This window comes from Streptomyces azureus (assembly GCF_001270025.1).
Taxonomy (GTDB): Bacteria; Actinomycetota; Actinomycetes; order Streptomycetales; family Streptomycetaceae; genus Streptomyces; species Streptomyces azureus.
In genome coordinates, this window is sequence record NZ_DF968322.1 from 61652 (window position 1) to 72958 (window position 11307).

An 11307-nucleotide genomic window follows, 5' to 3' on the forward strand; every position below is an offset into this window, starting at 1 on the left:
ACGCATTCCTAGCCGTAGACGATGCGCCGCAGCTGCCGGAGCGAGAGCTCCGGCGGTGCCACCGCGCGGTATTTGAGATCCGCCTCGATCCGCTCGAAGATCGCCGCGTTCACCAGGCCCTGGGCCTGGAGCTCGCGGTGGCGGCGACGGACGTACTCCTCGGTCGTCTCGTCGAAGTAGGCGAGCACGTCCTGGATCACGCGCAGCGCCTCGCCCCGGCTGAGGGGCGTGGACCGCGTCAGATGATCAACGAGTTCGTCGTGCACTCGGTAGATCCTGGGGTACCGGCGGCGCTTTCGCAAGAATTCTGCCCGGTTTCGGGCACAGTCACCGTGGGGTTTCTTTGGGAGAACGTTGAACCCGTCATGAGTGCTTGTTCGTGCGGCGTCCATCGGGTGGCCGGTACCCCGTTGCCCGAGGCGTCGATTTTTGGACGCCATGGACATTCCTCGTATGGGCGTACCCGAGCGGCTCGCCGAGCGCATGAGCATGGCCGAGCAGCACGAGTACCTGCGCGCCAGGTTCTCCCGGCGCTCGATGATCAGAGGCGGTGCCGTCACGGTCGGTGCCGTCGTGGGTGGCGCCTTCGTGCCGGGTGCCACCGCCCAGGCGGCCGTACCGACCGCCCGCACCGCCCCCGCCACCGAGACCGTCGACGGCGCCCTCGTCGCCCCCTTCGGCCGCCACCTCGCCTACGGCACCGACCCGCGCACGGAGATGACCGTCTCCTGGCAGGTCCCGGTGGCCGTCAGGAAGCCGTTCATCCGGATCGGCGCCCACCCCACGGACCTCTCCCGGAAGATCGACGCCGAGGTCCGCACACTCTTCACGCCGGCAGGTGTCGGCGCGAGCGGCAACCACACCCAGTACTACGTCCACGCCAAGCTGACCCACCTGCGCCCGGGCCGGACGTACTACTACGGCGTCGGCCACCAGGGCTTCGACCCGGCCGAACCCCACCTGCTGGGCACCCTCGGCACCTTCACCACCGCCCCCGCGCACAAGGCACCCTTCACCTTCACGGCCTTCGGCGACGAGGGCGTCAGCTACCACGCGCTCGCCAACAACAGCCTGCTCCTCGGCCAGAACCCGGCCTTCCATCTGCACGCCGGCGACATCGCGTACGGCGACCCGACCGGCCAGGGCAGGACCGACGACACCGGCTTCGACTCGCGCGTGTGGGACCAGTTCCTCGCCCAGACCGAGTCCGTCGCCAAGTCCGTCCCGTGGATGCCCGCCTACGGCAACCACGACATGGAGGCCTGGTACTCGCCGAGCGGCTACGGAGGCGAGGAGGCCCGCTGGACCCTCCCGGACAACGGCCCCGACAAGAAGAACCTCCCGGGCGTCTACTCCTTCGTCCACGGCAACACGGCGGTCATCTCGCTCGACGCCAACGACATCTCCTTCGAGATCCCGGCCAACCTCGGCATCTCCGGCGGTACCCAGACCAAGTGGCTGGAGGCTCAGCTCAAGAAGTACCGGGCCGCGCACGACATCGACTTCATCGTGGTGTTCTTCCACCACTGCGCCTACTGCACCTCCACCTCCCACGCCTCCGAGGGCGGGGTCCGGCAGGAGTGGGTGCCGCTGTTCGAGAAGTACACCGTGGACCTGGTCATCAACGGCCATAACCACCAGTACGAGCGCACCGACGTCATCAAGGGCGGCAAGGTCACCAAGAAGCTGCCGATCGGCGGCACGGCCTACCCCGAGACCGACGGCGTGGTGTACGTGACGGCCGGTGCGGCGGGCCGCAGCCTCTACGCGTTCAGCGCCCCGCTGTCGTACGAGGGCAACGAGCACGACGTCGACTCCGTGGCCTCGTTCGTCAACGTCAAGGGCGGCAAGCAGAACGAGACCGTCACCTGGTCCCGGGTGCGCTACCTCGACTACTCCTTCCTGCGCGTGGACGTCGCCCCCGCGTCGAAGGGACGCCTGGCCACGCTCACGGTGCGCGGCATCGCCGAGACCGGTGACCAGGTGGACCACTTCACGGTGGCGCGCCGGGCGAAGTAGCGCCCCGAGGCTGCTGCATCCGCTTGAGGATCGCCTGCTTGGCCAGCGACAACTCGTTGTCCGTCGGCACGCCCGTGCGGTGCAGCTCACCGAGCTCGCGCAGGCGGCGCAGCAAGGCGTCGTGATCGTCCCCGGCGGACGCGACCGGAGGAGAAGGCAGTTCCGGTCGCGCGTCCACCACGTCGCCGGCGGCCCGGGCCGGGTGCGGAAGCCTGGCCTGGACCGCCGCCGCGACCAGCGCCGTCAGCGGATCCTTCTTGAAGCCCCACAGCTCCACGGCGTTGGGGTCGTACCCGGGCGGGGCCTCGGTCGCCGCGTTCCGCACGGTGAAGCGCAGGTAGCCGTTCTCCAGGCCGGCCGCCGGCTGCCACTGCCACGCCCGTGATGTCGGTGAGCGCGAGCGTGCGGGCACCGGCGGCGGCCTTGGCGTCCTCCGTCTTCCAGTTCCACTCCAGGCGTATGCGCTCGCCGTCGAATCCGGCGATGCCCGTCTCCGGCGGAGACCGACAGCGGCACGGCGGATCCTGGCAGCAGGTACTCGTCGACGGGTTCGCTCGGCACCTGGTCCAGGAGCAGCGCGTTGCGGACCTCCTCCGTGAAGTACTCGGCGACGCCGTAGCGGTCGGACTCCACGATCAGCTGGTACGGGTCGTGGGCCTCGGTGAGCCGGCCGCCCGTGGCGTGGTGTTGGGGCCCCCGCCGTTCAGGCACTGACGTTCTTGTCCCGCCCGGGGGTAGGAGGCGGGGGGCCGCCGTGACCGTCCCCGCCATGACCCCCGTGGTCATCAGCCGCAGGGCGTCGCCGTCGAAGGCCCAGCTGCCGTCCTTCTGGATGATTTCCGCAGTGGGGTGGATTGTTCCACCCGTCTCACTGTTACCGGTGCCACCGGCACCATCGGTAGTCACGTCGTCCGTCTGCTCACCGAGCGGGGCGTGCCGTTCCGGGCGATGTCCCGCCGCGAGCGGCCCGGCGGGGTGCGGGCCGACTTCGACGACCCGGCGTCGCTGGCGCGCGCGGTGGCCGACGTCGACACGGTCTTCCTCGTAACCGTGCCCCCCCGTGCCGACCGCGGACCACGACATCGCCCTGGTGACGGCCGCGCGGGCGGCGGGCGTCCGTAAGATCGTCAAGCTGTCCGCCATCGGCAGCGGCGAGCGGTTCGACGGGGCGACCGTCGGCGCGTGGCACCTCGCCGCGGAGGAGGCGATCGAGGCGAGCGGGCTCGTGTGGACGATGCTCCGCCCGCCGAGCTTCGCCTCGAACTTCTTGTGGTACCGGGCGCTGGTCCAGGCCGGAGAGCCGATCCCGAACCTGGCTGGCGACTCCCAGCAGGCCCTCGTCGACCCGAGGGACGTGGCTGCGGTCGCCGTGGCCGCCATGACCAGCGATACGCACGACGGGCAGCGGTACGACCTGACCGGGCCCAAGCTGCTGACGTTCGCAGACCAGGCGGCGATTCTGGAGTGCGTGCTGGAACGGCCGGTCAAGATCACCGACATGAACGCGCTCGACCAGTTGCCTGCTGGGATGAGCCGACCGCGCACCGCGTCCGCGGCCTGCCGGTCCGACAGGCCCTCGGTGAACTGCATGGCATGACCGAGACGAGCGCCAGTCTGCCGGGCGACCGCGCCGGCTTCCCCCTACTCGGACACAGCCCGGCGAAGTCCGTGTCCAAGAACAACTCGCCCAGCTCATCACGGATCCGCATCCCCAGGCTGCCCTTCGGAAAGGCAGCCCGCGCCACCCGGCCCGTCTCCTCCGGAACCCCGTCGATCTTCCTGACGTGCAACGACACCGACACCCTCCCCGAACACAACGTCGGCCTTCACGACCACAACGGGTCGTGAAGGCCGACGTCACGATGAGCCCCGGGATTCGCCAACAGTGTCGACCGTGCACCGGGAGTGCCCGTCTGCTCGTGGGTCAGAACCCGGCGATCGGGTTCTTCAGGGTGCCGACCAGCTGGAGGGCGCCGGACGGGTCCGACAGGTCCACCATCTGTTCGTTGTTGCGCAGTTGGAGGCGGTTGAGGCAGGACAGCGCGAACTCGGGGGCGAACATGTCGTACTGCTTGAACTTGTCGGCGAGTCCGGGCATCGACTCCTGGTACTCGCGGGTGACCTCCGCGACCGTGCGCCAGAAGCCGTCCTCCTCCAGGATGCCCTCGGAGGCGAGGTTCGCCGCGAGGAAGCGGAAGAAGCAGTCGAAGACGTCCGTGAAGATCGACAGGAGTTTCTTGTCCTCAGGGACCTCCACGCGCAGCCGCTCCACCGTCGGCGGCAGCACCGCGTCCGGGTCCATGACGGCGATCTCCTCGGCGATGTCCTTGTAGATCGCGCGCTGCACGACCCCGTCCTTCAGCACCAGGATGACGTTCTCGCCGTGCGGCATGAAGACCAGGTCGTAGGCGTAGAAGCTGTGGAGCAGCGGAGTGAAGTACGCGCGGAGGTAGCGGCGCAGCCACTCCTTCGGGGTGAGGCCCGACTGCGCGATCAGCGCGCCCGCGACGGACGCCCCCTGGTGGTCGACATGGACCAGGGACGCCATGGTGGCCAGGGACTCGCCGTCCTTCAGGGACGGCACCGGGCTCTCCCGCCACAGCGCGGCCAGCATCTTGCGGTACGGCGAGTAGCGGTCCGTCGCCTTCTCGTACTCCAGGTGCCGGTAGCCGACGGCGGCGCGCTCCCGGATGATCGACAGGCCGGTCGACTTCAGGACCTCGTCGTTGTCGATGAGCTGGGCCAGCCAGTCGTTGATCGCGGGGGTGGCCTCCATGTACGCGGCCGACAGCCCGCGCATGAAGCCCATGTTGATGACGGACAAGGCCGTCTTCACGTAGTGCTTCTCGGGGCTGGACCGGTTGAAGAAGGTCCGGATGGACTGCTGGGCCAGGTACTCGTCGTCGCCCTCGCCCAGGCACACGAGGTGCCCCCGGGCGACCTCGGCGGCGAAGGTGACGGTGAGTTTGTTCCACCACTGCCAGGGGTGGACGGGGATGAGGAGGTAGTCGGCCGGGTCCAGGTCCTGGTCGCGCAGGACGCCGTGGAAGCGCTGGACGGTCTCCTCTCCCAGCTCCTCGCGCAGGAAGGACTCGTACTCGATGCCGACACCGGCCGTGAACGCCGCCCGCGAGCGGTGGGCGGCCAGCCACACCAGGCGGACCGGGCTCGCCGTCTCCGGCGCGTACGACAGGTACTCGTGGATGCCGAAGCCGAGCCGGCCGTTGTTGGCCACGAAGCAGGGGTGGCCCTCGGTCATGCCGGTCTCGATGGTCTGGAAGTCGCCGCGTGCCAGCTCGGCGGCCGTCGTCTTCGGCTTGGTGAGCTTGTAGCAGGTGCCCGAGAGGGTGGAGGAGATCTCCTCCAGGTAGACCGGCAGGATGTCGTCGCTCAGGCCCAGCGACTTCTGCATCTCGAGAAAGAAGTCCAGGGCGGCAAGCGGGAGTTCGGAGCCGTCCCGGTGACGGGTGATCGAGTCGGCGTCGACCTGCCAGTGGTCGAGGGCGCGGATCGTGGCCGTGAAGGTGTACCGCGTCAGGCCGTCGTCGCTGCGGACGACGTACGCGCCGTCACCGGTGGCCTCCGGCGTGATGAGCCGCTCGTGCGCGAACTCGGCGAGTGCCTTGCGGATCAGGAGGCGGTTGGCCCGCGCCCAGCGGTGGGGGGACAGATGCGCTACGGCGTGGGACAGGGTCATACGGCTACTCCTCGGGCGGCCAGGAACTGTTCGCGCGTGCAGAAACTCAGCAGCGCGCGCTTCTCCGGCTTGTCGATCTCACGGACGGGCACAAAGCCGACGGCCTCGTTCAGCGCGTGCACGGCCTTGTTGCTCACGTCGGGCTCCACGACGACCCGCCGGGTGCGCGGGTCGGCGAACAGCTCGTCCATCACGGCGGTGATGACCGCCCGGGTGAAGCCGTGGATCGGCCGGTCGGTCGGCGCGACGAGGAAGTGCATGCCGACGTCGCCGGGCTCGGGGTCGTACAGCCCGGTCAGCTCGACGTACCGGGGATCGTACTTCTCCATCAGGAACGCCGGCCGGCCCTCGTGCAGGCCGAGGTGGGCGTGGTGGTGCTCATGCGCCGCGATGCGCATGTACTCGCGCTCGACGTCCGGGAGTTCGGCGTCCTGCATCATCCAGTAGGCCGCCTTGGGGTGGGTGACCCAGGAGTGCAGCAGCTCGGCGTCCTTCAGGGGGTCGAGCGGGCGGATGGTGAACGTACCGATGCCGGTGGTGCTCATACGGAGAACTCCTGGAACGCGATCGTCTTCTCGACCGGGTAGTACTCGGTGCCGAGCAGCTCGCGGATGATGTACGCGTTCCGGTACGGGCCCATGCCCAGGTCGGGGCTGGTGATGCTGTGGGTGTGGACGCCGGCGTTCTGGAGGAAGATCCCCCGGCCGGTGACGTCGATGGCGTAGTTGCGGGCGACGTCGAAGTTGCCCCGGGAGTCGTAGACCAGGCGGTCCCGCACGGGCCCCAGGAACTCCGGCTCGGCGTACCTGTAGCCGGTGGCCAGGACCAGGCCCTCGGAGGTCAGCTCGAAGTCCTTCTCCTGCTCCTCCTGGCGGAAGCCGAGCGTGTACGTGCTGTTCTCGTACGTCGCACTGGTCAGGGAGGAGTTGGTGAGCAGGCGCGTGGGCACGGGACCGCCGAGGTTCTTCTGGTAGAGCAGGTCGAAGATCTCGTTGATCAGGTCGCCGTCGATGCCCTTGAACAGGCCCTTCTGCTCAGCAGTGAGGCGGTAGCGGGTGGCCTCGGGCAGCTCGCGGAAGTAGTCGACGTACTCCGGCGACGTCATCTCCAGCGTGAGCTTGGTGTACTCCAGCGGGAAGAAGCGCGGGGAGCGGGTGACCCAGTTCAGCCGGTAGCCGTGGACGTCGATCTCGCTGAGCAGGTCGTAGTAGATCTCGGCGGCCGACTGGCCCGAGCCGACGAGCGTGATCGAGTCCTTCTTCTGGAGCTCCGCCTTGTGGCTCAGGTAGCGGGAGTTGTGGATGAAGTCGCCGCCCAGGTCCTGGCAGGCCTCGGGGATGTAGGGCGGGGTGCCCGTGCCGAGGACGAGGTGACGGGCGCGGAAGACGTCTCCGGCCTCGGTGCGCACGAGGTAGACATCGTCCTCGTACCGGACGTCCGTCACGGTCGTGTCGAAGCGGATGCTGCTCAGTCTGTTCGCGGCCCAGCGGCAGTAGTCGTCGTACTCGACGCGCAGCGGGTAGAAGTTCTCGCGGATGTAGAACGAGTACAGCCGGCCCTTCTCCTTCAGGTAGTTCAGGAAGGAGTACGGGGACGTCGGGTCGGCGAGGGTGACCAGGTCCGACATGAACGGCGTCTGGAGATGGGCGCCGTCGAGGAACATTCCCGCGTGCCACTCGAAGTCGGGCTTCGACTCCAGGAAGACGCCGTCGAGTTCGTCGATCGGTTCGGTGAGGCAGGCCAGGCCGAGGTTGAAGGGGCCGAGCCCGATGCCCACGAAGTCATGGGTCTTGGTCGGGTTTTCAGGACGCGCGGTCAAGGGACTCTCCCAGGTACTGCTCGGCGTGGCCGGCGATCAGATCGAGGACGGCGGCGATGTCGGACGCCTGCGTCTCGGGGTTGAGCAGGGTGAACTTCAGGTAGTGACGGGCGCCGACCTTGGTGCCCGCGACGATGGCGTCGCCTGAGGCGAACAGGGCCTTGCGGGCGTAGAGGTTGGCGCGGTCGATCTCGGCCGGGTCGGTGACGGACGCCGGGATGTAGCGGAAGACGAGGGTGGACAGGCTCGGCTCCACGACGACGTCGAAGCGCGGGTCGGCGGTGAGCAGCTTCCAGCCCTCCCGGGCCAGCTCGCACACCTCGTCGAAGAGCTGCCCGATGCCGTCGGCGCCCATGGTCCTCAGCGTCATCCACAGCTTGAGGGCGTCGAAGCGGCGGGTGGTCTGGAGGGACTTGTCCACCTGGTTGGGGATACGTTCCTCCACCATGCGGCGCGGGTTCAGGTACTCGGCGTGGTAGGTGGCGTGCCGGAGCGTGGCCGCGTCGCGGACCAGCACGGCGGACGAACTCACCGGCTGGAAGAAGGACTTGTGGTAGTCCACGGTGACGGAGTCGGCGCGCTCGATGCCGTTCAGCCGGTCCCGGTGCTTCAGGGAGGCGAGCAGACCGCAGCCGTAGGCGGCGTCGACGTGCATCCAGGTGCCGAACTGCTCGCACAGCTCGGCGATCTCGGGCAGCGGGTCGATGGAGCCGAAGTCGGTGGTGCCGGCGGTGGCGACGACGGCCATGGGGACGAGGCCGTCCTGCTTGCAGCGCTCCAGTTCACGGGCGAGGGCGACGGTCTGCATGCGCTTGTCGTGGTCGACGGGTATGGAGACCACGGAGTCCTGGTCGAGCCCGAGCAGTTTCGCGGACTTCTTCACGCTGAAGTGGCTGACCTCGGAGGCGAAGATACGCAGTTCGGCCAGGGTGTCGGTCTTGGCTTCCTCCCGGGCGAGCAGCAGCGCCTGGAGGTTGGACTGGGTGCCGCCGGAGGTGAACACGCCGTCGGCGGCGGGGCCGAGGCCGATGCGCTCGGTCGTCCAATCGATCAGTTTGCGCTCGATGAGGGTGCCGCCGGCCGACTGGTCCCAGGTGTCCAGGGAGGAGTTCACTGCGGACAGGACGGCCTCGCCGAGCACGGCCGGGATGACGACCGGGCAGTTGAGGTGGGCCAGGTAGCGAGGGTGGTGGAAGTAGATCGCGTCCCGGAGGTAGACGTCCTCCAGTTCGTCGAGCACCGCGGCGGTGTCGTGCAGCGGCTGGTCGAGGTCGATCGCGTCGATGGCGGGGGCGAGGGCGTCGACGGTGACGCCGGTGAACGGCCGTTCGGTGGTGGCGAGTTTGGCGGCCACCCGCTCGACTCCGTCGGTCACGGAGCGGCGGTACTGCTCCGCGGTGGTGTCGTTGAGCAGGTGCGAGCGCATGTGGGGGTCCTCCGGTGGGGACAGTCCGGTGCGGGACAGGGGCGGGCTGAACCGCGGGTTCAACTTAGGTAAGCCTAACCTAAGTTATTTTCCGGGAAAGCCGGGCCCTGCCGTGACCGTGGTCACTCAGATCGCGGTGGGTACGGGGGAGGGCTGGGCGGGGTGGAGGGCTTGTGGGCTGCGGTGTTACCCCTCTGCCCGCAACTGCTCCTCGCTCACGCCGCGGCGCCAGTAGCCGACGAACGTGACCCGGCGGCGGTCGATGCCGCGCTCGCGCACGAAGTGCCGGCGCAGTTGCTTCACGCAGCCGGACTCGCCGGCGATCCAGACGTAGGGCCGCTCGGCGGGGGGCAGTTGAGCGCCCCGGAGGGCCTCGAGGGCCGTGGGGGAGCCCTGGCCGCCCTTCTCCTCCCTGACGAGCCAGGTGATCTCGGCGTCCGCCTCGGTCGCCAGGTCCTGGATGTCCCCGGCGTGCGGCACCTCCAGCCAGACCCGGGCACGGGTGCCGGCCGGCAGCGACTCGACGATGGCCGAGGCGGCCGGTACGGCGGTCTCGTCGCCCCAGACGACCACGAGGTCGGTGTCCTCGGGCGGCCGGAAGCGGATCGCCCGGTTGTCGGCGATGGCCGGGCCGAGCAGCAGCACCCGGTCTCCGGCGGTGGCCCGGGCGGCCCAGCGGGAGGCGGGGCCCGCCTGGACCGAGGCGCCCGGCTCGATGCCGTGCAGGGCGAAGTCGATGTCGATCTCGTCCGGATCGCGGCGCAGCTCTCGCAGGGTGTACGACCGCATCACGGCCCGTACGCCGTCCGGCAGTTCACGCCAGCCCTGCCACCACCCGTCCCCGAGCTCCAGCGGAACGACCGGCTCGGGCTGCCCGGGATGGGGCAGGAACAGCGACAGTGACTGGTCGCGCCCGTCGGAGTGGAAGGCGTGCAGGTCGGGCCCGCCGAAGGTGACACGGACCAGGGACGGACCGAGCCGCCTCGTCCGCACGACCTGGAGCGAGAAGAAACGGAACGGGGCGGCCACGGCGGTGGTCATGGGGACTCCTGAGTCATGGTCAGGGGTTGAGGTGAAGCGACTTGGGGGCGCGGGGCTGTGTCGATATGCGGCTCCGCCGCGTGGGAGCGCCAGGCCGCACACGGACCGCAGTCACAGACCCGGCGAGCCCCCAACGGCGCTGAGCGCCTAGCTGACCTTCTTCGCGTTCTCGATGGCCTTCGCCAGGTTCTCCACCAGCGGCACGCACTTGTCGTACGACAGGATCGGCTCAGCCGAACGCGAGATGACCTGCCCGGCCTTGACCGCCGGCAGCTTCTTCCACGTCGCCTCGGTGATGTTCGCCGGCTGGATCGCCGAGGACCGGTCGTCCATCATGATGATGTCGGCCGCGTACTTGTCGACGTTCTCCCAGCTCAGACTCTCGAACCAGCCGCCGCCCTCGGCCTTGGCCTTCGCCGGCGGCTCGACGAAGTTCACGCCGAGGGCCTTGAAGTACTCCAGGTCGACGGAGAGGTTGGTGCCGGAGACGTAGAAGAGCTCCTGGCTCGCGGAACCGGCCATCACCTTGATGTCGGGGTGTGCCTTGGCGGCCTTGCGCAGCCGCTCGGAGGCCTCCTCGAACCGCTTCTTGGCGTCGGTGACCTTCGCGGCCTTCATGTCGCCGCCGAGGGACTCGGCCAGCTCCCACATGCGCTGGAGCGGGGCGGTGAGCTGACGGTCGTAGACGGATATGCCGACGCTCGGGGCGAGCTTGGCGATCTTGTCCTTGGAGGCCTCGGGGACGTACCAGAGGGTGCCCGCGGAGTCGAACATGGTGCTGATCAGCACGTCGGGGGCGAGGGCGGCGTACTTCTCGACGTTGAACTGGTCCCAGGTGTTGCCGAGGATGGTCACCTTGCTGATGTCCATGTCGCCGGCCTGGACGTCGGGCTTGCCGTCCTGCGTCTTGGTGGGGCCGAAGACGCCCTTGACGGAGACGCCGTAGTCGTGGAGGGCGGCGGCGACGCCGGTGAAGGCGACGATGTTCGCGGGGACCTTGTCGAGCTGCACGTTCTTGCCGCGGTCGTCCTTGAAGGACCACGGGCCGGACTTGGCGGACGCCTTCGAGTCCGAGCCGCCGTCCGTCGAGTCCTCGCTGCCGCACGCGGTCACGAGGGCGCCGAGTCCGAGAGCGCCACCGGCGGCGAGGATGCCGCGGCGGGAGAAACGGGCGGTGCTGGCGTTCGACATCGCTGGGTCTGCTTTCGTACGTTCGGAGCCACTGCGGGCACGGCTGACAGCCAGTTGGCTGGATTCAGGCTTAGGTTAGCCTAACCTCAGATTGTGTCCAGAGGGGCCCTGGTG

General features: G+C 68.8%; 9 protein-coding genes and 3 pseudogenes. 3 read left to right on the forward strand and 9 right to left on the reverse strand.

Annotation, left to right across the window (positions count from 1 at the left end; all coding sequences use genetic code 11):
• Positions 1-8: 8 nt before the first annotated feature.
• A complete protein-coding gene (locus tag AOQ53_RS23490) occupies positions 9-266 on the reverse strand; it encodes a hypothetical protein (RefSeq protein ID WP_031114246.1) in 258 nt (85 codons plus the stop codon).
• A gap of 187 nt (positions 267-453) precedes the next feature.
• Between AOQ53_RS23490 and AOQ53_RS23495 the strand changes: the two genes are divergently transcribed.
• Positions 454-2019: a purple acid phosphatase family protein gene (locus tag AOQ53_RS23495; protein WP_174523333.1), complete on the forward strand. Its 1566-nt coding sequence runs from the start codon at positions 454-456 to the stop codon at positions 2017-2019.
• Here the strand turns inward: AOQ53_RS23495 and AOQ53_RS23500 are convergent.
• Positions 1994-2805: pseudogene (locus AOQ53_RS23500) on the reverse strand (DUF4429 domain-containing protein). The gene AOQ53_RS23495 and the pseudogene AOQ53_RS23500 sit on opposite strands and share 26 nt — an antisense overlap.
• Positions 2806-2868: 63 nt before the next feature.
• On the opposite strand from AOQ53_RS23500, the gene AOQ53_RS47445 reads away from it, so the two are divergent.
• Positions 2869-3141 (forward strand): NAD(P)H-binding protein, encoded by a 273-nt coding sequence (locus tag AOQ53_RS47445; RefSeq protein WP_269085466.1) that lies wholly within the window; start codon positions 2869-2871, stop codon positions 3139-3141.
• A pseudogene (locus AOQ53_RS47450) lies at positions 3110-3346 on the forward strand (NAD(P)H-binding protein); the annotation flags it as partial. The gene AOQ53_RS47445 and the pseudogene AOQ53_RS47450, both read left to right, overlap by 32 nt.
• Before the next feature lie 203 nt (positions 3347-3549).
• Here AOQ53_RS47450 and AOQ53_RS46475 read toward each other — a convergent pair.
• The 7 genes and pseudogenes from AOQ53_RS46475 to AOQ53_RS23540 all read right to left on the reverse strand — a co-directional run.
• Positions 3550-3809: pseudogene (locus tag AOQ53_RS46475) on the reverse strand (IS1182 family transposase); the annotation flags it as partial.
• 134 nt (positions 3810-3943) lie between these two features.
• A complete protein-coding gene (locus AOQ53_RS23515; RefSeq protein ID WP_059420174.1) occupies positions 3944-5716 on the reverse strand; it encodes an IucA/IucC family protein in 1773 nt (590 codons plus the stop codon).
• Positions 5713-6261: a GNAT family N-acetyltransferase gene (locus tag AOQ53_RS23520; protein ID WP_059420177.1), complete on the reverse strand. Its 549-nt coding sequence runs from the start codon at positions 6259-6261 to the stop codon at positions 5713-5715. Before AOQ53_RS23520 ends, AOQ53_RS23515 begins: the two co-directional genes overlap by 4 nt.
• Complete coding sequence (locus AOQ53_RS23525; RefSeq protein WP_059420178.1) at positions 6258-7535, reverse strand: lysine N(6)-hydroxylase/L-ornithine N(5)-oxygenase family protein; 1278 nt, start codon at positions 7533-7535, stop codon at positions 6258-6260. Before AOQ53_RS23525 ends, AOQ53_RS23520 begins: the two co-directional genes overlap by 4 nt.
• Positions 7519-8961 carry a lysine decarboxylase DesA gene (desA, locus tag AOQ53_RS23530; protein ID WP_059420180.1) on the reverse strand — a complete coding sequence of 481 codons (1443 nt, stop codon included), beginning with the start codon at positions 8959-8961 and terminating at the stop codon, positions 7519-7521. The genes AOQ53_RS23525 and desA overlap by 17 nt, the downstream gene beginning before the upstream one ends.
• A gap of 186 nt (positions 8962-9147) precedes the next feature.
• Positions 9148-10002, reverse strand: coding sequence for a siderophore-interacting protein (locus AOQ53_RS23535; RefSeq protein WP_059420181.1), 855 nt, complete (start codon positions 10000-10002; stop codon positions 9148-9150).
• Positions 10003-10149: 147 nt separating this feature from the next.
• Complete coding sequence (locus AOQ53_RS23540; RefSeq protein WP_059420182.1) at positions 10150-11193, reverse strand: ABC transporter substrate-binding protein; 1044 nt, start codon at positions 11191-11193, stop codon at positions 10150-10152.
• Between the last annotated feature and the right edge of the window lie 114 nt (positions 11194-11307).